Below are 23,409 nucleotides of genomic sequence, written 5' to 3' on the forward strand. Positions count from 1 at the left end.
TTTTAAAAATATCAAACTCCTTTAATTTCTTCTGCTGCTTCTTCTCCAGACTCGATTGCACCCTCCATGAAACCCTGCCAATTCTCTGAAAGATGTTCTCCCGCAAAATGAATATGAAGGAAAGGTTCTTTTAAAATAGGTTTGATACGAAACCATTGCCCCGGTCTGTAAAGCGCGTAAGCTCCTTTTGACCGATCATCATTTCCCCAATAGTAATTCTCCTGTTGTAAAAGACTCGATTTTAGATCTCCGAAAATTGGTCGTAAAGTATCTTGTATACTATTAAAATTCGCTTCCTTACTTTGATTAGCAATAACGGCAGCTTTATCACCTATACTGTAAGAGATCAAAACTCCGGCTTTTTCGGGTTGCTTTTGGGTAGCGTGATAAAAATAATGCGGAAGCTGATCCGTCACCAAATCAAAATCCTCAGATTCCCAAAAACGTTTATCGAAAAGCATCGCATGTTTGTTGATTCGGGCATATTGAAGTTCATTAAGAGCTTCAATTTTATCATTCGGTAAATGTGGTCTCCAATCAATATTTTTCAAAGCAAAAGTAGGAAGTGTACAAATTACTTTATCTGCTTCAAAGACTTCCCCGTTGGAACAAAAGACTTTTACTCGATCACCCTGCTCAACGCGTATTACTTTATGATTCAACTTTATATTCTTTTCACCTAACTTTTCTGCAAGTTTTTGCGCTAATCTTTTGTTTCCCCCTACAATTTTCTGATCCATCTGATTTTTAGTATGCTCTTTACCATCTTCTCCAGGAAGATTTTCAGCATATTCTGAAAGAGCCGAATTTGCAGAGACCTGCCTTATACTTTCACCGAAATCAGTACTGTCAAACAATTCATGAAGATCAAGATCACGCTCATTACACCCATTATTTACTAAATACTTCCACCAATCCATTTTATCAAGAATCATTTTATCATCATCATTAAAATCTCTATACTCTTGCAGTAATCTTTCCAACTTTACATCCCATGCTTCGCTGTAATGTGATTTTTTAGCTGGAGTGTAAACATTTTTGTACAAAAGACGGGTACTCATCTGGTTATCATCCAGCTTCAGTTTAAATTCATCACAAAGCTGAAGAAGACGCTGATGTGAATTTCCTACCCACTCCGCACCAAGCTCGATAATAAGATTATTTTTCATGGTATGAGAAAAAACTCTTCCTCCTACATCATTTTTGCTTTCTAAAACTGTTACGTTGAATTTTCTGGAACCTAGGTGATTAGCCGCAGCAAGTCCGGAAAAACCGGCACCAATAATAATCACATCTTTTTTACCGGAAATAATAAAGTTGGCAAAAGATGAACTTGGAATCATCAAACCTCCGGCTGCAAGCAACCCTTGCCGTATAAAGGATCTTCTTGTTGTCATAATATGTTTTTAGGTTATTAGTTTTAATCAAAAAAATAATGCGTTCAAAAACATTGATTCCAACAAGAAATTACGCATGACTAAATTTAATAAAAAATTCTATGCAGAAATAAAAAATCGCAGGAGAAACTCCTACGATTCATATTATTATTTAAAATATTTTATCCTTTTAAAATCACCTCAGCGGCGTTATCACTTGCTCCGCTTCCACCTAGTTTCTTTCTCAAAAGCTCATAATCATTTAAAACCTGTACTCTTTTCTCGCCTTCCAACATATTCTTTAATTCAGCCACCAGATTTTTAGTATTCAAATCATTCTGAATCAATTCTTTTACGACCTCACGATCCATAATCAGATTCACTAAAGAAATATATTTGATATTCTTCACCAGTCTTTTGGCAATGGCGTAAGAAATTTTACTTCCTCGATAGCAAACCACCTCAGGGACATTCAACAGAGCGGTTTCTAAAGTTGCTGTTCCGGAAGTCACCAACGCTGCTTTTGAACACCTTAGCAAATCATAGGTTCTGTTTGAAACAAAATGTACATTTTCATCCACATATTTTTCATAAAATTCTTTCGGAAGACTTGGTGCACCAGCGATTACAAATTGATATTCTTTAAAATAAGGTCTTACGGAAAGCATCATCTCCAACATTTTTTCAACCTCTTGTTTTCTTGACCCCGGTAAAAGCGCAATAATTTCTTTTTCGTTGAGTCTGTTTTCAGTTTTAAATTCTTCAATATCTATATTTTGAAGTGTGGAAATGGCATCTAACAACGGATGTCCTACAAAATGCGAATGAACACCATGCTTTTTATAGAATTCTTCTTCGAAAGGAAGAATGACCATCATTTCATCTACATATTTTTTGATGATTTCTACTCTACCCTCTTTCCATGCCCAAAGTTGAGGAGAAATGTAATACACCACTTTAATACCTAATTCTTTCGCAAATTTTGCAATTCTTAAATTAAATCCCGGATAATCTACAAGAATTAAAACATCAGGTCTGTTTTTTTGAATATCTTCTTTACAGAATTTAATGTTATTCAGAATGGTTCTTAAATTCATCGCAACTTCCAAAAACCCCATAAAAGCAAGATCACGATAATGTTTCACCAATGTTCCTCCTTGTTTTTCCATAAGATCACCTCCCCAAAATCTAAATTCAGAGTTAGGATCTTTTTGTTTTAAAGCTTTCATTAAATTACTTCCGTGCAAATCTCCGGAAGCTTCACCTGCGATAATATAATATTTCATTTCTTCTGAAATCTTTTATGTTTTTTACAGTCATCAATACCTTCCATTGAATTGATCAGCTTTTCTTAAATGCAAATTATGGGAGGTTTCTATGATCAGGATAGAAAACAAATAAGACGTTGTAAGATCTTAATTTGTAAATTTGTTCAAAGATAATGATAAAAATGTCAGAAGAATTTGAAATACGAAATAAAGTTGCAGAAAGCGGTTTAATCAATTTTGATCTTACGGATCTTGTTCCAAAAGGAGTGAGAAAGGGGATTGATTTGAAAGATTTCCTTTACATGGAGATGATTCTAAAGGAAAAAGATTTTCGTGATAAAGTAGCGGCAATTAACCCTGAAGATTATAAAGATGCTTATGTGTATGTGTACAACTCAGCAGATGCTATTGTTCCTCTTTGGGCTTATTTTTTAATCACCGCAAAAATCACCGATGTTACTAAAAAAATTGTATTCGGAGACAAAGAAGATTTAGAAGTCATTTTGATGCATAATGCCATTCAAAGCTATGATTTTGATGATATGAGAGGTAAAAGAGTTTTGGTTAAAGGTTGCTCAGATAAAGAAATTCCGGAGAATGCATACATAGAACTTGTTGAACAGCTGCAGCCGATTGTAAAATCGCTTATGTTCGGAGAAGCTTGTTCCAATGTTCCGATTTTAAAGAATTAATGTAAGACAACGTTAATTCTTCATAAAACATTCAACAATTCCAAGATAAAAAACTCTTCATTCAGAATTTTTAATAAATTTGATTTCAACAATTAAAAATCACATACGAAATGAGTTTACTTGATTTACTTACCGGAAACACCAGCAATCAGGTTGCTGAAAAGGCAGAAAATAAATTTGGGATCAGCAGAAATCAAATTATTGCCCTATTAGCAGTAGCTGCTCCTTTGATTATTTCTTACCTTAGAAACAAGTCTCAGGATGCTAAAGAAGCCGAAGCGCTAAACAACGCTCTAGATAAAGACCATGACGGAAGCATCCTTAATGACACTTCTCAACTGGAAGCCAGAGAATCGGAAGGAGGTTCTATTTTGAGCCATATTTTTGGTGGTGATAAACAAAATGTAGAAAATCAGCTTTCTCAAAACACGGGGATATCTATTGATAAGATTGGTCCTATTTTAGCAATGCTGGCTCCTGTCATCATGGGCTACATCGGAAAAGAAAAACAACAAAACAATGTGGGAGCAGGAGGATTAGGAGATTTGTTGGGAGGAATCCTTGGCAATGCATCCAACCAAGCTCAGGCACAGCAATCCAGTCCTTTGAACGATATTTTAGGAAGTGTTTTAGGTGGCGGACAATCTCAATCTTCCGGAAATCCTTTGAATGACATCTTAGGAAGCGTTCTTGGAGGAGGTAACCAACAAAAACAACAAGGAGGTGGATTAGGAGATATCCTGGGAAGCTTTTTAGGAGGAAAATAATTTACTTTATAACAACAAAAAAAGACCGGAGATGAATTTCTCCGGTCTTTTTTATTTTCTTATTTTTTTGCTTTTCCATCGGAAGCTGCAACTGCTTTTAAAGCTTTTTTAGGTCTTCTTTTCCCGTAGCTCCCGTTGTTGATTTTACCTCTTCTTGATTTTTTGTCTCCTTTTCCCATAGTAATACATTTTAGTTGATGATTACGAATTTAGAAAATACAAGTTTAAAAATCAAACATTTAGACTGTTAAATTTTTTATAAAACTAAACCTTCACTGTTTTCCACTTTCCTCTTTTAAATAAAATAAAAGCCACAATGGTAATTAAAGTTTCTGTTACAGGAATTGAAATAAAGACCCCTTTTGGTCCCATCCCAAAATGTTTTGAAAGAAAATACGCCAAAGGAATCTGAAACAGCCAGAATCCGCAAAGATTCACCCAGGTTGGAGTCCAGGTATCTCCCGCTCCATTAAAAGCATTAATCATCACCATTCCGATTCCGTAAAAAATAAATCCTACAGCCATTATGTGTAACGCTTGGGTTGCAATATTTTTAATTTCAGTTTCATTCGTAAAAAACCCAACTAGAAAATCACCCATAAAAAAGAAAATTACACTTACGACAATCATAAAAATCACATTATATTTCCCGGTTTTCATAACAGATTGCTCAGCTCTCAGCATTTCATTGGCGCCCATGTTTTGTCCGACCAGTGTTGATGCAGCACTACTTAATCCCCAAGCAGGAAGCATAAAAAACATCATCAATCTCAAAGCAGTTTGATAACCCGCAGAAGCATTTTCACCTCCTGTTGTTGCGACTAATTGAGCTAAAAAAATCCAGCTACAAGACGCAATTACAAATTGAAAAATCCCGGGAGTTGCTATTTTTACGACAGATTTTATAATTTCAAAATTGGGTTTAAAATATTTTGTCTGAATTCTGATCTGTGTATCTGCAATCAAAAGGTGATACAACTGATATGCTACTCCAATACTTCTTCCGATCGTTGTGGCAAGAGCAGCCCCAGTCAATCCCATCGCAGGAACTGGTCCGAAACCTTTGATTAAAACCGGACATAAAATAATATTCGCAATATTGGCAATCCAAAGAGATTTCATGGCAATTGCAGCATTTCCGGCTCCTCTGAATATTCCGTTGATCAAAAACAAAAGCATAATGATCACACTGCTTCCCATCATAATTCTTGTAAATTCTTTTCCGTAAGCTGCCGCTTCAGGTTTTGAACCCATCAGAATTAAAATTTCTTCAGCGTAAATCACTCCGAATACACTCAAAATAAAAGTTACGATAAAAGAAACCAAAAGAACTTGCGCTGCACTTCTGGAAGCCTGTTCAGGGTTTTTCTCCCCAATTCTTCTCGCCACCATCGCTGTTGCGGCCATACTCATTCCGATGGCAATTGAATACATGATGGAAAGTACAGATTCCGTCAAACCAACGGTTTGAATCGCAAAACCGCTTTCTTTAAGATGCCCGACAAAATACAGATCAACTAAAGCAAATACAGATTCCATTGCCATTTCCAACATCATCGGAATGGCCAAAAGAAGAACAGCACTTCTTATGGTTGCTTTGGTATAGTCAACTTCTTCACCGCTTAAAGCTTTTTTAATAAAGGCAAAATACTTCTTCACAATTCTGTCATTTAAGTTTTCAACAAAAATATAGATTCAAAAATGATTACGACTTAGCATATGAAAAGATTTTGAACAGTCTTGTCCAATCGCATTTCGTATGCTTCACAAAAAATAAATAATAAAAATTTCAATAAATATTTATCGTTTTACAATAAATATTTGTACGTTTGCAATAATAAAACATTTAACAAATGAAGCTAAATTCAAATTTAATTCTTGAAATCTTAAAAATTTTCTTTTGGATATTTACCGCTATTTTATGTATTGCAATATTCGTATTAGTATGTATTTTCTTTTCTACAGTTTTCGGAATTAATATTGGCAGCCTAGAAGAAATAAAGATTAACGTCGACTTTTTCAATGGAAAAATTAAAGATATACAATCATTAGGAAAACTAAAGTCAGTTTTCATTTTAGCCTATTCTATCATCTTGGGAATTTTACAGCTTATCTTTTTTTTAACGGTAATTAAAATTCTAAAAAGACTCAAATCCGATAACACCTTTTCCATGGAAACCTATTTTCTAATTTCCAAGATTGCTAAATTGGCCTTATTAATCGGTAGTGTATCTTTTTTAATCAATGTGATTAATGAATTGATTACAGGAAATATCTCTATATCTGCAGATTTGAATAGCAAAAATTTTCAATTCTTTTTAGTTGCAGGGGTAATTTATATCATCGCACAAGTTTACAAAAGAGCTGTTGATCTACAAGCTGAAAACGATTTAACAATATAATCTAATAACACTATGAAAATTATAGGTAAAAATTCACTATCGCAATACATCAGCTATTTTCTTTTTGTATTGTTCGTTATCCTCGCTTTTAATTTAGTGTATGAAATTATCGGACATATCATTTTGCTGTACAAATATAAAAGCGGTAGTACGATATTATCCAATACTTTCACTTTGGCAAATGATGTAGGATGGACTAGAAATAAATGGACAATTCCTATGGAAAGTCAATTGAAGTTCAGAATCAACTATCCATTTTCAGAAATTCAGATGGTTACCGGAATCTATGGTTCAAAACAGATTATTCATAATATTCTGGGCATGACTTTCCTGAGTTTATTTTTCTTTTTTTCCTACAAATGTTTTAAAGAAATGAGTGTAGAGCAAATTTTTAATCAGAATGCAATAAAGTGGCTCAAAAGATTCTGTTTTTTAAACCTTACCCTCGCAGCAGTAGGGATTTTCGAATTTTTCTATTTTAGAATGGATTCTGCCTATACCTTGTTAACATTCTTATTTTTTGCTTTCTTTGGAGTGATCATCCTCTTCATAATAGAATTTTTCAAAAAAGGACTAGCCCTACAAGCCGAAAACGATTTAACGATTTAAACCATGCCAATCATCATCAACGTAGACGTAATGCTCGCCAAGCGAAAAATGCAGTCACAGGAATTGGCTGAAAAAATAGGCATTACACAAGCCAATCTTTCCATTTTAAAAACCGGAAAAGCAAAAGCCGTAAAGCTTTCAACCCTGGAAGCCATTTGCAAGGCACTGGATTGTCAACCTGGAGACATCCTGGAATACGTAAAAGATTAAAATACATTAATAATTTAATTGAAAACAATCTATTAAAAACACAATTTTCATTATAAAACATTTTAAAACCAATCCCAAATTACAAACCACTCCAATCTAGCTCATTAGATTTGGAAAAAATTTAATCTAATCATGAAAAAAATTTTCACAACGATCCCATTACTCGTTTTGGGCATGGCTTCTTTTGCCCAGAGCAAAATAGAAAACCTTAGTTTCGAAAACACACAAAACAACCTTCCAACAAGCTGGGCGATCATCGGAGAAGGATCTGCAAAAGTACATTCCGACACCACTGAAAAACAGGAAGGAAAAACATCACTTGCTATCGATGCTTCTGAAAGCGCAGGTTTTAAAGGAATAATGTATACCCTTCCGGAAAACTATGCCGGAAAAAAAATAAGACTTTCAGGCTATATTAAAACAGAAAACATTTCTGACGGTTTTGCCGGACTTTGGCTTAGAATCGATCCTGAAATAGGCTTTAACAATATGCAGCAGCAAAATTTACAAGGTACAAATGACTGGAAAAAATATGAAATCACCCTCGAAATGTCACCAGAAAAAACACAGAAAATAGTTTTAGGAGCATTACTTACAGGGAAAGGAAAAATGTGGGTAGACAACTTAAAAATCACAGTCGACGGGAAAGATATTGATAAAGCCAAAATCTTCGAAAAGAAATTAACAAAAGTAACCCTTGATAAAGAATTCGATGGAGGTTCTAAAATTTCAGGAATAAATCTTGACCAGAGCAATGTTGAAAACCTAAAAACACTAGGACTCATCTGGGGATACCTGAAATACTACCATCCAAAAGTTGCAGAAGGAAAATACAACTGGGATTATGAGCTTTTCAGAATTTATCCAAGAATTACAGGGGTTACAGCAGACCAAAGAGATAAAATTTTATCTGAATGGATTAAAAAACTGGGAGATTACCAAACTACGACATTACCTGAAGAAAAGAACGTAAAAACACAACCGGATCTCGGCTGGATCACAAATTCAGGCTTTTCAAAAGAGCTTACAGCACAGCTTTTAAAGCTTAAAAATGCCAAAAGACCGAAAGTGAATTATTATGTAGATTTCTTCAGCGGCGTCGGAAATCCCGATTTTAAAAACGAAAACCCTTACGAAAAGATGAATTATCCGGACGAAGGTTTCCGTTTGCTTTCACTCTACAGATACTGGAATATCATTCAGTATTACTTCCCCTACAAAAACCTTATTGAGGAAGACTGGAAAGGAGTGTTATCAGAGTTTATCCCAAAATTCATCAATGCTAAAAATGAAACGGAATACACTCTTGCCTCACTGGAAATCATCGGAAGAATTCATGATACCCATGCCGGAATCTGGGGAAGTAATCAGGCTTTAAAAAATTATTTTGGCGACAGACACGCTCCTGTTCAGTTAATTTTTGCTGAAAACCAAGCCGTTGTAAATGACTTTTATAATGATGATCTTGGGAAGGAAACAGGGCTTCAAAAAGGAGATGTAATTACAAAAATCAATGGAGAAGATATTGATAACATCGTTAAAAATATGTTGAAATATTTACCGGCATCCAATTACCCTACGCAATTGAGAGATATTTCAAAAAAGCTATTAAGAGGTAATGCAGAAACCATCAGCATTACATTTTCCAGAAACGGGAAAACAGAAGAAAAAACAATAAAAACATACACGTACCCAGACCTGAAACTAAAAACTGAAAACAAAGAGTTCTTTACGATGAAGAGCAATGATGTGGCTTATGTTTATATGGGAATCGTAAATTCGGATCAACTTTCTGGAGTCTTTGACAAAATTAAAAACACAAAAGGCCTCGTCATCGACTTCAGAAGTTATCCATCTGATTTTGTAGTCTTCAAAATGGGGAAATTATTAAAACCAAACGCTACTGATTTTGTAAAATTCAGTAGTACAAGCAACAATCAGCCGGGTCTTTTCACTTTTACCCCAAATTTGAGTGTTCCAGGGAATGGAAGCAATGCCTATAAAGGAAAAATTGCAATTCTGGTGAATGAAACCACTCAAAGCAGCGCAGAATACCATACCATGGCTTTCAGAACAGCACCAAATGCGAAAGTTTTTGGTTCTACAACAGCAGGAGCTGATGGAAATGTTTCGAAAATCCTCCTTCCCGGAAATATTTCAACAATGATCAGCGGAATCGGAATTTATTATCCCGACGGAACTGAAACCCAGAGAATCGGTATTGTTCCGGATATAGAAGTAAAACCAACTGTTGAAGGAATTAAAAATAATAAAGATGAAGTTTTGGAAAAAGCAATAAAATGGATTAATAATTAGCAACATATATCAAAAAAAATTATTTAGCTTTGTATATTCTTTAGATAAAATTAAGATTTATGAAAAAAATAATTACTACAACTTTATTATTCGGACTTTCTATTTTTGCTAATGGATTATTTGCGCAGGAAATGTCTGCCGATCAGTTGAAAACCTTCCAGACAGATAATGTAGAAAACGTTCAAAAAGTTTTTAAAGCAGATGACTTCACAAAATGTTTTCAGGTAAAAGGAAAATCATACGATCTTTTTTCTTTAAGCATTAAGCTAGACAAAAAGAATCTATTTAATTACTTCCTTGATAATAAAGCGGACGTAAATAAATCTTGCAGCGATATGACTCCTTTGATGTATGCAGCAATTTCCGGACAAATGGATACCGCAAAACTTTTATTGAAACACGGAGCACAAAAAGATGCAAAAGACAAAAATGGAAAGACGGCAAAAGACCATGCTTTAGAAAACAAACAGAAAACTATTGCATTAATTTTATAGAAAACTTTATAAATATTATAGTAAAACTTCCTTCGGGGAGTTTTTTTTATGTTCAAAACTTTCAAAAATCTTATCTTTGCCAACGGAAAATTCAAAGTTCGAAATTTGAACTTTAAACATTGAACTTTAAATAAATAATTATGTTTCGATCGCACACAAACGGAGAATTATCTCTGAAAAATCTTAATGAAGAAGTTACACTTTCAGGATGGGTACAAACCATTCGTGATAAAGGATTTATGATTTGGATAGATCTTCGAGATCGTTACGGAATTACGCAGTTGGTTTTCGATCAGGAGCGTTCTACGGCAGAACTGATGGAAAATGCAAAAAAATTGGGACGTGAATTCGTTATTCAGGTTACAGGAAAAGTAATTGAAAGAGTAAGCAAAAACCCCAATATTCCAACAGGAGAAATTGAAATTTTAGTAGAAAAACTTACGGTTCTTAATGAATCTCAACTTCCGCCATTCACGATTGAGGATGAGACGGACGGTGGTGAAGAATTAAGAATGAAATACCGTTATCTGGATATCAGAAGAAATCCTGTAAAAGACAAATTGATTTTCCGTCACAAAATGGCGCAAAAAGTAAGAAATTATCTTTCAGACAACGGATTTATTGAGGTTGAAACTCCGGTTTTGATTAAATCTACTCCGGAAGGAGCAAGAGACTTTGTTGTACCAAGCAGAATGAATCCTGGACAATTCTATGCATTGCCACAATCTCCACAAACGTTCAAACAATTATTGATGGTGGGTGGAATGGACAAATATTTCCAGATCGTGAAATGTTTCCGTGATGAGGATTTAAGAGCCGACAGACAGCCGGAATTTACACAAATCGACTGTGAAATGGCTTTCGTAGAGCAGGAAGACGTAATGAATGTTTTTGAAGGAATGACGAAAACATTGATCAAAGATATTACGGGTCAGGAATTTGGAGCTTTTCCAAGAATAACTTTCGCTGATGCGATGCAGAAATACGGAAACGACAAACCGGATATTCGTTTCGGAATGGAATTCGTGGAATTAAACGAATTAGTTAAAGGAAAAGATTTCAAAATATTTGATGAAGCTGAATTGGTTGTTGGAATCAATGTTGAAAGATGTGCAGACTATACAAGAAAACAAATCGACGAGCTTGTAGATTGGGTAAAAAGACCACAAATCGGAGCTTCAGGAATGGTTTGGGCTAAATTTCAAAATGACGGCGTAAAAACGTCTTCTGTAAATAAATTCTACAACGAGGAAGATTTAGCAAAAATCATTGAAAAATTTGGAGCTAAAGAAGGTGATTTAATGTTAATTCTTTCCGGAAACGAACACAAAGTAAGAACTCAGCTTTCAGCATTGAGAATGGAGCTAGGAAATCGTTTAGGACTAAGAAAAGGAAACGAATTCGCACCTCTTTGGGTAGTAGACTTCCCATTATTGGAATTTGATGAAGAAAGCGGACGTTATCATGCGATGCACCACCCTTTCACCTCTCCAAAACCTGAAGATATCCATTTATTGGAAACAGATCCTGGAAAAGCAAGAGCAAACGCCTACGATATGGTTCTTAACGGAAACGAAATCGGAGGTGGTTCTATCAGAATCTTTGATAAAGACCTTCAGTCTAAAATGTTCGATTTGTTAGGATTCTCAAAAGAAGAAGCAGAAGCTCAGTTCGGATTCTTAATGAATGCCTTCAAATACGGAGCTCCGCCTCACGGTGGTTTAGCTTTCGGGTTTGACCGTTTGGTGGCAATTTTGGACGGAAACGAGGTAATCAGAGATTATATCGCATTCCCTAAAAATAACTCAGGACGTGATGTAATGATCGACGCTCCTTCTTCGATTGCTGATGAACAGCTTGATGAATTGGAATTACAATTGAATTTAAAAGCATAAATTTAAGGCGGAGATTTTTCTCCGCTTTTTTATTTAATAAAAAACAATTCTCACTTGCAAAACACCTTTATTCAGAAGAAATTTTAAAACAATTTAATTCTAAAGTTTATTATGAAAAAAATTGAATTTATTGAATTTATAAAAAATTTGAGAACAGATTTCCTCCAAAACAAAGGACAATGGGAAAATAAAACCATTGAAGATTATCTCGAAGCCATGACAAATTATGTTGAAGATATTGATGGGTATTACAAAAACACAAATCAAAATATTGATTTAGAAAAAATAGATTGGAAAGTTTTTTCCGATATTTTGAAAGGGAGTTCTATTTATGAGTAATCTAAGGTAACTTCGCCACCAAGCTTTCAGGTAACATTTTCAAAATAAAATAAATCATTTTCCATTTAAAATTCGGAACAATGGTAAAAGAATTTCCTGCGTTAACAATGAATTTTGCTACATAATCAGGTTCCATAATTAAAGATTCATTCAGTTGTAAACCTTCATTGATTTTAGTTCGGATATAACCAATTACCAAAGCATTTACTTTAATATTTCTTGAAGCTAATTCCTGTCTCAAACCTGCCAAATACGTTGTAAAAGCTGCTTTTGTACTTCCATACACAAAATTACTTTTTCTTCCTCTCACTCCTGAAAGCGAAGATAATCCGATGATTCTTTCTAAATTTTTATTGTTTTCATCCATCGCAATACTATTCAGTATGGAGACAGCTCCCATATAATTCACCAGCATCATTTGTTGAGCTCCTTTAAAATCCCTCAAAGCTTTTTCATTATCCACTAAAAAACCTGCTGCATATACAACAATATGAGGTTTTACCGGAAGTTCATCGTAAAATTTCTGATGAGAATCAAAATCGATAGCATCGAAATGCAGAACGGTCACTTTTGAATCAAGATGATTTTCACCAACAAATTCTTTAAGCGAAACCGTATTTCTGGAAGCTGCAATGACCAAAAATCCTTTTTCGATGTATTGTTTGATACATTGTTTAGCAACATCAGAGTTTGCGCCTAGAATGAGAACGGTTTTAGCTATATGATTCATTGGACAAAGATATTTTTTTAATTCTTAAAAACGAATTTCTAAATATTTTCACAACACAAAATATAACATTGTTCTTCTCATTTCGACAAAGGGAAAATCTATTACTATTTTAAATTCAAACCATTAAGTTTTATTTGAGTAATTAAGATTATTAAGCTGGATTCTTCATTCCGCACTGCTCCATTCTGAATGACAACGAGGGGATAGATGTATATAAAAAGTTTCGGCGGGGTGAGCTTTGCTCACCCCGCCGAAACGAAATATTTTTAAAACGAAGAAGTTATTTACTCTCAGTTTCGATTTCTTTTTTATCAGAAGACTTATCAGCAGTTTTTGCTTTATCTCCGAAACGGTTTTCTGTAAATTCTCTGGAAACAGCAGCTTTTTCAAATTTCAGTTTTCCAGATAATGTTTCAATAACGAATCCATCATCCTGAACCTGAGCAATTCTCCCGTGAAGACCAGAAGTAAGTACGACTCTAGTTCCTACTTTTAGGGTCTCCTGAAAGTTTTTCTCTTGCTTTTGCTTTCTCATTTGCGGTCTTATCATTAAAAAATAAAACCCTACAAACATTACTCCCATCATGATTAACATCATTGATGAGTTCCCACCTTGTGGAGCTTGTAAAAAGATTGATAATAAACTCATTATATTATGGTTGAATATTTGCTGTGAATGTTAATTTGATTGGCGCTTTTTCTACATTAGCAAAAACGTCTGCATATTTATTTACGGCTCCGTCAAAGTTTGTAGAATCAAAATGCAATGTGATCTTTCCTTTTTTACCCGGCATGATTGGCTCTTTTGTAAAATCAGGAGCGGTACATCCACATCCTGGCTTCACTTCAGAAATTACCAACGGATTTGTTCCTGTATTTGTTACTTCATATACATGTTGTACTTTATCGCCTTTTTTGATTTGTCCGAAATCAAAATTACTTTCAGAAAGAGCAATTGTTGTTAGTGGCTGGTTTGAAACCGGAGCTGGTGTTTCAGCAGAAACCGGAGCTACCGTAGAAGAATCAGCAGGAGTTGTAGTTGTTGCAGTAGAATCTGTAACGACAGCATCTGCTCCTTGAGTTTCTTTATTTTCTTTTTTACAAGAAACCAAACCAAAGCCTATAATAGACAAAGCGATAATTGATAACGTCTTTTTCATGTTAAATTCTATTTTGATCTTTACAATATTTATCTAAAATTCCATTAATAAATATATTGGATCTGTCTGTTGCAAATACCTTTGCAATCTCAATATATTCGTTAATAATAACTTTTGAAGGTGTAAAAGGAAAATTATCAAGTTCCGCTATAGCTGTAGATAAAATCACTTTATCCATCAAAGAAACTCTTTCCAAATCCCAGTTTTCCAGTCTTTCTTCCAGCTTCTTTTCATTATTCTCCCAGCTATCCAACGTATTCCTCAATAGTTTCAATGCAAAAGTTTTATCTTCCTCATCTTTAATCATTTTGATTAACGTTCTGCTTTCTTCATCTTCTTTCAGGAAACCAATCGTTTTTTGAACCATTGAATTAGCGATATGAATATCATCGTACCAAGAAAGTTCTTTATCACTCAGATAATCGTGGAAATCATCATTTTCAGCAATATATCTTAAAAATAATTTACCGATAAACTTCTGATCTTCCTCAAAAGAATATCCTTCTTCCTTCATGAAATCCTGATAACGCTTTCCTGCTGCCATTCTTTGGAAAGTTTTCACCAATAAATCATCATGCAAATCCCATTTTAATTGCTTATGTTGTCCTGTGAAAAATAATCTTTCAGGATTTTCTTCTAACTTAATTAAAACTTGATTGTTGATGAATTTTTGATTAGGATTAATATCAGAATCTGTTTTAATGTATTTATTCTTACCAATCTCAATCTGGTTTTCTGCTAATTCTTTTAGAGAAACCAAAAAATTCAGTTGATAAATGTATAAATGATAGATTTTCTCTATTCCAGAGAACATATTTTTCTCTAATACATCAAACTTTACAGGATTCTGGTAGTACGAATACACGGTCTGTACTATTTTTTCACGGATTTGTCTTCTTCCTAACATTCAAAGAGCTTTTTATGGGTGCAAAGATACAAAATTTAAAATTGATGAAATTCGTAGTCTGATGACATTTTTGTAATTTTGTGAAACTTTATGAATGCGCTAAAAACCTTAAACCCTTATTTTTGGAAACACAAAATATTATTATTTTGGGGAGTACTATTCATCATTGCCAGTAATTTTTTCAATATATATAAAGTTCAGTTTGTAGGAAAATCGGTAGATGTACTGAAAAATTCTGCAGAAAACGGAAATCTTGGTTTCAATCAGCAAGTTTTGATTTATGTTGCCATTATTGTCGGTTGTTCTTTATTAACAGGATTCTTCACCTTCATGATGCGCCAGACCATCATTGTTGCATCCAGAAGAATTGAATACGAACTTAAAAATAAAATTTACAGGCATTATCAGGATCTATCTTTAACGGACTACAAGCAAACAACAATCGGTGATTTAATGAACAGATTAAGTGAAGATGTTGTGGCTGTAAGAATGTATTTAGGTCCCGGTGTAATGTATGTGGTGAATTTGATTGTTCTTGTTATTATCACAGCTATTTACATGATAAAAACAGACGCTTCAATGACACTTTGGACACTTTTACCACTCCCGATTTTATCATACGCTATATATAAGGTAAGTTCAATCATTAATAAGAAGTCAAAAATCATGCAGAAAAGCCAGTCTGCAATTTCTACTTTTGTTCAGGACAGCTTTTCAGGAATTCGTGTGGTAAAGTTTTTTGCCAAAGAAAAATACATTGAAAAAAATTACGGTCTCAAAGTAACCGACTATCAAAACAAAGCTCTGGATCTAGCAAAAACAGAAGCCTATTTCTTTACGATCATATTATTTGTAATTGGATTATTGAATGTAGCCATTATTTTAATCGGAGGACAAAAATATATTGACGGACAACTAAGCATTGGTAAAATTGCAGATTTCTTCATGTATATCAATACTTTGATTTTCCCTTTCTCAATGGTAGGCTGGGTAACTTCCGTTAACCAACGTGCGGAAGCATCTATGCAAAGAATTAATGAATTCATGGACAAAAAATCTGAAATCATTAATAAAAACTTTGAGAACTACCCTATTAAAGGAGATATTGAGTTCAGAAACGTTTCTTATGTGTATCCGAATACAGGTATCAAAGCATTAGAAAACCTAAGTTTTACAATAAAAGCCGGAGAATCTTTAGCCATTATGGGAAAAACCGGAAGCGGAAAATCTACCATTGCTTTATTACTATCAAGATTAATTGATCCTACGGAAGGTGAGATTTTAATCGACGGTAAAAATCTTAAAGAACACAATTTAGAAAACTACAGAAATTTCGTCGGATATATTCCTCAGGAAAGCTACCTTTTTTCAGATTCTATTGAAAACAATATAGGTTTCGCAATCAATCACCCTACTCATGAACAAGTTGTTGAATACGCTAAAATTGCAGATGTTGATAAAAATATCATCGAGTTTAAAGATCAGTATAAAACCATGGTTGGTGAACGCGGAGTAATGCTTTCGGGAGGTCAGAAGCAAAGAATTTGTATCGCAAGGGCATTGATTAAAGACCCGAATATCATCATTTTTGATGATTCTTTATCCGCTTTAGATACCGAAACCGAGCAAAATATTTTAGAAAATATTAACAAAAAAATCCACAACGCAACTTCCATAATCATCACACATAGAGAGTCTAGCGCACAGAAAGCAGATAAAATTATTAATCTTACCGAAATTACAAATTCTGTAACCGCTTAGCCGTTTCGTTCTCAATTGTTAAATAAATCATAAAAAAAATTTTGTGATTAAAAGAAAACTTTTATATTTGTTCTTAACAAGATTAAAAAATATCTAACAATGAGTGAATACAAGGAACGCCATGAAAATGAAATTTTCACTAAGGTGTTAAAAGCAGGGAGAAGAACTTATTTCTTTGATGTGCGTGAGACGAAAGCAGGAGATTATTATCTTACGATTACCGAAAGTAAAAAGAATTTCGGAGAGAACGGAGAAGCCACATTTGAGAAGCACAAAATTTATCTTTACAAAGAAGATTTTAAAAGTTTTCAGGAGATGTTTAATGAATCCACAGATTTCATCATTAACGAAAAGGGTGAGGATGTAATATCAGAAAAACATGATAAAGACTTCAAAAGCAAATCTTTCACAATAGATTCTGACGACGAAGTTTAAAAAGAATACTAAAAAAACACAAGCATCTGAAAAAAGATGCTTTTTTTGTGCCCGAAAGCTAAATAATTTAAAAAAAATAAAAAAAGATTTAGATTAATTAGGAGTTCAAGGACAACAAATTGAATTACGGAATGCTGTAAAATAAAAAAGTACACTTTTGAAAAGTGTACTTTTATTGGGTGAATGATGGGTCTCGAACCCACGACCTTCGGAACCACAATCCGACGCTCTAACCAACTGAGCTACAATCACCGTTTTGTGAGTGCAAATATAGAGAAGATTTTTTAATTACCAAACAATTCCATCAAAATTTTTCAAAGAAATTAACTTTTCCGACGTAAATCCCTCAGCATAAGCAACTCCCGACAAACGCCCTAAATCCTGAGCTCGGTAAGTTAAACTCTCATAAAAGTCTTTTGATGTAATTGGAGTTTCAGGCTCTTTGGAAGTCGGATCATAGAACTGAGTTTTGAAAGCCATACAAGCTGCGATCTTTTTATCTAAATGCTCAGAAATGTCAATGCAAAATTCCGGTTCAATATTTTTCCATTGGATATAATGGAAAATATGCTTCGGTCTCCACACATCCTGACTTTCTCCATCCAAAACAGTTTCAATCTTTCTCAATCCTGCTAAAAAGCACGCATCCGACACTAATTTCGCTCCTTTTGCATGATCCGGATGCCTATCATCAATCGCATTCGCTAAGACGATTTCTGGACGGTATTTGCGAACCATTTTTACGATCCTCATTTGATATTCCTCAGAATTTTCCAAAAAACCATCCTTCATTCCAAGATTTTCTCTTGTGGCTACTCCAAGAATTTTTGCTGCATCCATTGCTTCTGCTTTCCTTGTTTCTTCGGTTCCTCTTGTTCCTAGTTCTCCTTTTGTGAGATCCACTATGACACAGGTTTTACCTTCAGAAATTAATTTAGCAATAGTTCCGCCACATCCCAACTCTACATCATCAGGATGCGCCCCAAAAGCAAGTATATCTATTTTCATATCTCAAAGATAAGATTTAAAACAAAAACTTCCCAAACGAAACGAATGGGAAGTTTTAATATCTATAATTTAAATTTTAAATTACTTGTTGATCTCTGCATTCAATTTTACAGCATCCTGATAAGTAGGATCCAGCTGAATAGATTTAGCTACATAATCTTTTGCTTTTGCCATATCTGAATCTTTACTCATATAAGCTACCGCAAAATAAGCATAAGCAAGAATTTGTTTATTAGCCTCTTTATCTGCAGGTTTTACTGTATTAATGAACTTTTCATAAGCCATTTTTGCAGCATCATTATTTCCTGCTTGTTGGTATGAATATCCTTGGCTGTAATAAGCTGGAGCCCAATCCGGAAGAAGGGCACTCATTTTCTGCCAAGTAACAATTGATCCGTTCCAGTTTTTAACATCCTGATAAGCTGTTGCTAACTTAAACAAAGCATCTGAGTCTTGACTGTTTGCAGCCACTTGCTTTTTAAGTGCTTCAATGGTTGGGTTTGTCGGTCCAGCATCTATATCTGCCTGTGAAGCTCCTCCTCCGGAAATCTTCATCAACTCCATATCCCATTTCATTGTTTCATCTTTAGCTGCTTTTGCGATCGCAATTTTTTGCTGTGCTTCAGTCGTTAGAGCAGTTTTCTTAGCAGCATCTTTTTCAGTTTTTGCTAATCCTGCAGCAATCAGACCTTGTAATCCTTGATCTGCAGGCTGAACTCTCGATTTCTCTGCCTGAGCTACAAAACTATCCATATTTTGTTTTGCTTCAGCATAATTTCCATTTGCAAATAACTGATAAGCTCTTAACTTAAACTTAATCGGGTCATTGATCTTATCAAAGATTTTGTCTAAAACCTGCTTAGAGTTTGCATAATCTTCATTTGTAAAATAAAGTTTAGCAATTTCTAACTGAGTGTATGGGTCTTCATCAGCATATTTTGTATAGTTGATAAGGTCTTGAGTCGCTTTATCATTTTGCTGATATCTGATATTATAAGCAGCCATTGCTTTGTAAGCAGGTGCATAAGACTGATCTGTAGCAATTGCCTTTTCAATGCTTGTCTTAGCTTGTTGCCATTGCTGAGCAGCCATCCACAAAGTTCCGATTCTAGTATATACAGATGCTTTATTTTTAGCCAATGGTAATGCTTTATCATAAGCCGTCATTGCATCTCCAGGAATTCTCTTTAATCTGTAAGCATCCCCTAACGTATAAAAATAGTTAGCAGGAACACCTTTTTTCTGTGCTTTTTCAACTGCTTTGTTCAAATAATCTATAGCAAGATCAGGGGCATTATTTTTCTCAAACAATGTTAAAGCCTCTGCTGCTCTGAAAAGAACTTCAGCATCTTTTTCTTTAGAATCTGTAACTATTTTCTGAATTTCAGCAATTGCAGATTTGTCACCTTTTCCTAATTTAACACTAGCTAAACCAATTTTGTTTAAATAGCTTTTACCGTCAGCTGCCAATCCTTTATTAAAGTTTTCAGTAGCTGCTGCAAAATCAGGTTCACCTTGTCTAAGGAACGTATTTCCTAAGTAAAAATAGTTTTCTGCTGTAGGCTCTTTAGCAATCATTTGAGTGAAATTGGTTTTTGCCTGAGCAAACTTATCACTATCTATACTGTTGATACCATCCTGCAAGGTCTGTGCTGTTGCAAAGCTGGTCAAAAATACCACTGCTGCTCCTAAAGCAATCTTTTTTACATTCATAATCATTATATCTTTCATTTTATATTTGTAAATTAAAAACTAGAATAATCTAAAGACAATTTTCAGACCAAAATAGTTGAATTGGTCTCCTGAAAATTATTTATTAAACATTTGAACTTCTCTTTTATAAATATTATAAGGCTGTAAACCTTCTTTCTGAACAATCATTTGTCCCAGTTGTGTACAAGAAAATCTCATAAAACCATTCGCTATATTAAAATTCCCTTCATTTGCTAAAAAGTACAATATTCTGGTAAAAGGATATTTCATCTCTCTCATCCCGGAATAATCTGGAGTATAAAGTTTCCCTTGACTTTCTACAGGAAGAATTTTAACTTTATTTCTTAGCTCTATAGAAGCTTGATCATAGGGACGGCTAAATGTATTCAACCCAATAACACCAATTTTATTAGGATATTTATTCAGTTCTTCGATAAGGTTTTTACTTCCCGGAATTACTGAAAACTTCAAGTCTTTTGGTTGTTTATTAAACTTTTGAGCTACAAAGTTCAAATTACTGGAATTGGTTCCGTCAAAAATAAATTCTTTTTCTTCCGACTGTAGCCCTTTTTGAATCTCATCCATAGAAATAGATTCTTTAGAAGAAGTATTGGGAACAACAAATACAACTGCATCTGCAGCAAATTTAGCAGGCAGAAATTTTAATTCAACTTGCTTTTCATATTCTTTTATTTCATCAGGAGAAAGTTCTCTCGACATCACAACAATTCTCGCTTTATCATTCAATAAATCAAGAAATCCCAGATCTTCCTTTTTAGTAACTACTTTCAGCTTAGTCTCCGGATAATTGATCATATATCCATCTGCTAAAGCCTCTGTAACACTTTGAAATGACTCATCAGTAAGAATTGTAAGATCTCCTTTATTATAAGACGGTGAACTTTCTTTTTTCTTCGAACAGCCTGAAAGAATAGTTATAAAAATGAGAAGAACTATTTTAAAAGGATTATTCATCTTTATTTTTTTTTAATTGGGATATCGCTCTGAAAATTCTAAATATCCCGTAAAGTATTAAAACAATACCTAACGGATAGGCAATTGTAGGCTCTAAGGTAACCACGAAAAATTTGTAAATAATTACAACTATTCCTAAAACGATATAAAAAAATCCTGTTATTAAGGATAACCACTTGAACATCATATGACAAAAATACCAAAAAAAATAAAAAGAGAAGCAAATGCTTCTCTTTTTTAGATATTATTTAATTATTAATAATTAAATTATTCCGGTGGTTGCATTGCAAGTGGCAATCTATATCTGTATCGTACAGACTGACCATTAATCTTAGCAGGCGCCCATTTGTTTTTAATTGACTTAACAGTTCTCACTGCTTCAGAATTAAAGTCTGAGTTAGAACCCGAAACTTTAACGTCTGTGATACTTCCATCTCTTTCAACAACGAAAGTAACTTCTCCTTTTACCACACCATCAGCTCCCTCAATCGCAGAAGTATCAAAATTCTCTCCTACTTTCTTTCTGAAGGCATTAATACCTCCTGGGAATTCTGCTGTTTGCTCTACCTCCGTATAAACCTGAGTTTCACTTACCTGAGGTTTAACCTCAGCTGTTGAAGCTTTAGTTCCTGTTGAAGGTGGCGGTGGTGGTGTATAAGCCGGAGCTTTTACCCCCTCCTGATTTGTCAAACCTGTCGTTGTTTCTAATTGCTTAGAAATTGGCGGCGGTGGAGTTTCAATTTTTGGAGCTTTTACAGGCTCAGGAACCACATTCTGAATTACCTCAATTTTTTCCTCTTTTGGAGGTGGAGGTGGTGGAGGTGGTTCTTTTTCTTTGGGTTGCTCAATAATTTTATCTTCCTGAAGAATTTCTACTAAATCCGCCTTTACTTCTTGTTTAGGTGGAGCAGTAAGTCTTTTAATCGTAAGATAAATGAAAGGAGACAAAGCCGCAATAAGGAATAATGCTGTTCCAACGATGAAAGATTTTGTCAGAAGTCTTGGGTACTGATGTCTTAAATCGTATGCACCATATTCCTTGTTTCTATTTTCAAATACAATCTCGTCTAAAGTAAGACTAGGATCGTATACATTTTCATTTGCCATAGATTTACAATTTTATGGTTTAAATTACTTTGTAGCAGGTGCTGCAGGAGCTCCTGAATTACCAACTTTTCTATCGTAAATCGCTTTTTCCCAAGGCTTAAGATCAGTAACCCCGTACTGCTCACTCTTAGTAATTGCCATTTCGTCAAGAATATCTACAAAGTTTTTATATACAGCATCGTCAGTCGGTTTGATAATCACAGTAAATTTCGTTTTATCTGCCGCTCTTGCTTTTGCCTGCTCAATTACTTTTCTAATACCTTCTCTATCGAAAGAAGTTTCATTAAGATTCTGGTCTGTTAAAGATGTATTATCTTCTTGATGCCAAAATATCTTATTGTCCTTACCTAATAATAAAGATATAGAGTTAGAAAGTTTAATTTCTGTTGGAGGTGGTTTTTGTTTCTCATCTTTCGGTTTTGCCGGAAGACCCAAATCCATTACATTCGGTTTAGAGAATGTGGTTGTGAACATAAAGAAGGTAATCAAAAGAAACCCTAAGTCCACCATCGGAGTCATATCTACGCGGGTATTCTGCTTCTTGGATCGAACCTTTCCGCCTTTCCCGCCTTTTTCCTGTACTTGTACTTCTGCCATTTCTAAATGATATTATTCATTAGGTTTACCTTCTTGTGATGTAATCAACCAAAATTTAAGAAAATCGATATCTCTTAAACCCTCAAATAAGCTTTTAACTTTTGGATATTTTGTTGTAACGTCTCCTTTAATTGCTAACTTGTAGTCAGGATTTACGTTCAAACTTTCTTTTACCCAGTCTACTAACTGTTTATTTGTACTATCCATAGGAATCCCAGTAGGACTCTTAAAATTCTTTTGCTCGTCATCTGGCAAATCAAGATAGCTCTTAAGCTGGTTCATAGGAACCCCAATCGCCTGTACTTTTTGGAATGCAGCTTTTTGGTTGTTGTCGAAAGTAATTCCATACTTTTTTCCCATATTATCCAAAAGCTGTACTCTCTCAGATGCATTTTCTACTGGCTGGAAATAAAATTTCCCGTCCGGAGTAGCGTTGATAGTCATCAAACTTGCATCAGGAAGTAACTTCTCTGATATTGAAGATGGCGGTTTGATCTGCTCCACGTCAGGTTTTTTAAACTGAGTGGTCAAGATAAAGAACGTAAGTAGTAGGAATGCAACGTCGCACATTGCCGTCATATCCGTAACTACTCCATGTCTTTTTGGTTTGACTCTCGCCATTATTAATAATTTTTAATTAAACTTCTT

The 23,409-nt window shown here is 34.4% G+C and carries 25 protein-coding genes and 1 tRNA gene; 11 read left to right on the plus strand and 15 right to left on the minus strand.

The annotated features are described in order from the left end of the window. Positions 1–11 precede the first annotated feature (11 nt). The gene (locus LV842_RS15370) at positions 12–1,397 is read right to left on the minus strand and encodes a flavin monoamine oxidase family protein (protein ID WP_233112315.1); all 1,386 of its coding nucleotides are present in this window, start codon (positions 1,395–1,397) and stop codon (positions 12–14) included. Between the two features lie 161 nt (positions 1,398–1,558). Next, positions 1,559–2,662 carry a lipid-A-disaccharide synthase gene (gene lpxB, locus LV842_RS15375; protein WP_233112316.1) on the minus strand — a complete coding sequence of 368 codons (1,104 nt, stop codon included), beginning with the start codon at positions 2,660–2,662 and terminating at the stop codon, positions 1,559–1,561. 164 nt (positions 2,663–2,826) lie between these two features. On the opposite strand from lpxB, the gene LV842_RS15380 reads away from it, so the two are divergent. Together LV842_RS15380 and LV842_RS15385 are read left to right on the plus strand one after the other, a co-directional pair. Continuing rightward, on the plus strand, positions 2,827–3,336 hold the full coding sequence (locus LV842_RS15380; RefSeq protein ID WP_233112317.1) for a DUF2480 family protein: 510 nt from the start codon (positions 2,827–2,829) through the stop codon (positions 3,334–3,336). Positions 3,337–3,446: 110 nt separating this feature from the next. Beyond that, on the plus strand, positions 3,447–4,103 hold the full coding sequence (locus tag LV842_RS15385) for a DUF937 domain-containing protein (protein WP_233112318.1): 657 nt from the start codon (positions 3,447–3,449) through the stop codon (positions 4,101–4,103). Positions 4,104–4,162: 59 nt separating this feature from the next. On the opposite strand, the gene LV842_RS15390 is transcribed toward LV842_RS15385, so the two are convergent. Both LV842_RS15390 and LV842_RS15395 read right to left on the minus strand, forming a co-directional pair. After that, on the minus strand, positions 4,163–4,282 hold the full coding sequence (locus tag LV842_RS15390) for a 30S ribosomal protein THX (RefSeq protein ID WP_233112319.1): 120 nt from the start codon (positions 4,280–4,282) through the stop codon (positions 4,163–4,165). 85 nt (positions 4,283–4,367) lie between these two features. Next, positions 4,368–5,762 (minus strand): MATE family efflux transporter, encoded by a 1,395-nt coding sequence (locus tag LV842_RS15395; RefSeq protein WP_233112320.1) that lies wholly within the window; start codon positions 5,760–5,762, stop codon positions 4,368–4,370. Between the two features lie 194 nt (positions 5,763–5,956). Here LV842_RS15395 and LV842_RS15400 point away from each other — a divergent pair, with 194 nt between their 5' ends. From LV842_RS15400 to LV842_RS15430, 7 genes are all read left to right on the plus strand, one after another. Further along, complete coding sequence (locus LV842_RS15400) at positions 5,957–6,505, plus strand: DUF2975 domain-containing protein (RefSeq protein ID WP_233112321.1); 549 nt, start codon at positions 5,957–5,959, stop codon at positions 6,503–6,505. Positions 6,506–6,517: 12 nt separating this feature from the next. Beyond that, complete coding sequence (locus LV842_RS15405) at positions 6,518–7,114, plus strand: DUF2975 domain-containing protein (RefSeq protein ID WP_233112322.1); 597 nt, start codon at positions 6,518–6,520, stop codon at positions 7,112–7,114. 3 nt (positions 7,115–7,117) lie between these two features. Further along, the gene (locus LV842_RS15410; RefSeq protein WP_039365153.1) at positions 7,118–7,324 is read left to right on the plus strand and encodes a helix-turn-helix domain-containing protein; all 207 of its coding nucleotides are present in this window, start codon (positions 7,118–7,120) and stop codon (positions 7,322–7,324) included. Positions 7,325–7,456: 132 nt separating this feature from the next. Further along, positions 7,457–9,640: a S41 family peptidase gene (locus LV842_RS15415; RefSeq protein ID WP_233112323.1), complete on the plus strand. Its 2,184-nt coding sequence runs from the start codon at positions 7,457–7,459 to the stop codon at positions 9,638–9,640. Between the two features lie 59 nt (positions 9,641–9,699). Further along, positions 9,700–10,134: an ankyrin repeat domain-containing protein gene (locus LV842_RS15420; RefSeq protein WP_233112324.1), complete on the plus strand. Its 435-nt coding sequence runs from the start codon at positions 9,700–9,702 to the stop codon at positions 10,132–10,134. 140 nt (positions 10,135–10,274) lie between these two features. Then, the gene (aspS, locus tag LV842_RS15425; protein ID WP_233112325.1) at positions 10,275–12,029 is read left to right on the plus strand and encodes an aspartate--tRNA ligase; all 1,755 of its coding nucleotides are present in this window, start codon (positions 10,275–10,277) and stop codon (positions 12,027–12,029) included. Positions 12,030–12,140: 111 nt separating this feature from the next. Continuing rightward, entirely contained in the window at positions 12,141–12,368 is a 228-nt protein-coding gene (locus LV842_RS15430; protein WP_233112326.1) for a DUF7660 family protein, read from the plus strand. Between the two features lies 1 nt (position 12,369). Here LV842_RS15430 and LV842_RS15435 read toward each other — a convergent pair whose 3' ends face one another. From LV842_RS15435 to LV842_RS15450, 4 genes are all read right to left on the minus strand, one after another. After that, positions 12,370–13,098: an SDR family NAD(P)-dependent oxidoreductase gene (locus LV842_RS15435; protein ID WP_233112327.1), complete on the minus strand. Its 729-nt coding sequence runs from the start codon at positions 13,096–13,098 to the stop codon at positions 12,370–12,372. Between the two features lie 280 nt (positions 13,099–13,378). Continuing rightward, positions 13,379–13,747: a preprotein translocase subunit YajC gene (yajC, locus tag LV842_RS15440; protein WP_233112328.1), complete on the minus strand. Its 369-nt coding sequence runs from the start codon at positions 13,745–13,747 to the stop codon at positions 13,379–13,381. 4 nt (positions 13,748–13,751) lie between these two features. Further along, complete coding sequence (locus tag LV842_RS15445) at positions 13,752–14,258, minus strand: DUF1573 domain-containing protein (RefSeq protein WP_233112329.1); 507 nt, start codon at positions 14,256–14,258, stop codon at positions 13,752–13,754. A 1-nt stretch (position 14,259) separates the two neighbouring features. Then, complete coding sequence (locus LV842_RS15450; RefSeq protein WP_233112330.1) at positions 14,260–15,165, minus strand: transcription antitermination protein NusB; 906 nt, start codon at positions 15,163–15,165, stop codon at positions 14,260–14,262. 90 nt (positions 15,166–15,255) lie between these two features. Between LV842_RS15450 and LV842_RS15455 the strand changes: the two genes are divergently transcribed. Together LV842_RS15455 and LV842_RS15460 are read left to right on the plus strand one after the other, a co-directional pair. Further along, complete coding sequence (locus tag LV842_RS15455; RefSeq protein WP_233112331.1) at positions 15,256–16,926, plus strand: ABC transporter ATP-binding protein; 1,671 nt, start codon at positions 15,256–15,258, stop codon at positions 16,924–16,926. 99 nt (positions 16,927–17,025) lie between these two features. Beyond that, the gene (locus LV842_RS15460; protein ID WP_034701927.1) at positions 17,026–17,361 is read left to right on the plus strand and encodes a DUF3276 family protein; all 336 of its coding nucleotides are present in this window, start codon (positions 17,026–17,028) and stop codon (positions 17,359–17,361) included. 177 nt (positions 17,362–17,538) lie between these two features. On the opposite strand, the gene LV842_RS15465 is transcribed toward LV842_RS15460, so the two are convergent. The 7 genes from LV842_RS15465 to LV842_RS15495 form a co-directional block, all read right to left on the minus strand. Beyond that, a tRNA-His gene (locus tag LV842_RS15465) sits at positions 17,539–17,614 on the minus strand. A 35-nt stretch (positions 17,615–17,649) separates the two neighbouring features. Beyond that, entirely contained in the window at positions 17,650–18,369 is a 720-nt protein-coding gene (gene bshB1 / locus LV842_RS15470) for a bacillithiol biosynthesis deacetylase BshB1 (protein ID WP_233112332.1), read from the minus strand. A gap of 81 nt (positions 18,370–18,450) precedes the next feature. After that, the gene (locus LV842_RS15475) at positions 18,451–20,100 is read right to left on the minus strand and encodes a tetratricopeptide repeat protein (protein WP_233112333.1); all 1,650 of its coding nucleotides are present in this window, start codon (positions 20,098–20,100) and stop codon (positions 18,451–18,453) included. 78 nt (positions 20,101–20,178) lie between these two features. Beyond that, positions 20,179–21,057 carry a PstS family phosphate ABC transporter substrate-binding protein gene (locus tag LV842_RS15480; protein ID WP_233112334.1) on the minus strand — a complete coding sequence of 293 codons (879 nt, stop codon included), beginning with the start codon at positions 21,055–21,057 and terminating at the stop codon, positions 20,179–20,181. Positions 21,058–21,324: 267 nt separating this feature from the next. Further along, positions 21,325–22,164 carry an energy transducer TonB gene (locus tag LV842_RS15485; RefSeq protein ID WP_233112335.1) on the minus strand — a complete coding sequence of 280 codons (840 nt, stop codon included), beginning with the start codon at positions 22,162–22,164 and terminating at the stop codon, positions 21,325–21,327. A gap of 24 nt (positions 22,165–22,188) precedes the next feature. Continuing rightward, positions 22,189–22,761, minus strand: a complete 573-nt coding sequence (locus LV842_RS15490) for an ExbD/TolR family protein (RefSeq protein WP_233112336.1) — start codon at positions 22,759–22,761, stop codon at positions 22,189–22,191. Between the two features lie 12 nt (positions 22,762–22,773). Then, complete coding sequence (locus LV842_RS15495; RefSeq protein WP_233112337.1) at positions 22,774–23,382, minus strand: ExbD/TolR family protein; 609 nt, start codon at positions 23,380–23,382, stop codon at positions 22,774–22,776. Positions 23,383–23,409 lie beyond the last annotated feature (27 nt).

Origin of the sequence: Chryseobacterium gwangjuense (assembly GCF_021311115.1) — a bacterium.
Lineage (GTDB): Bacteria > Bacteroidota > Bacteroidia > Flavobacteriales > Weeksellaceae > Chryseobacterium > Chryseobacterium gwangjuense.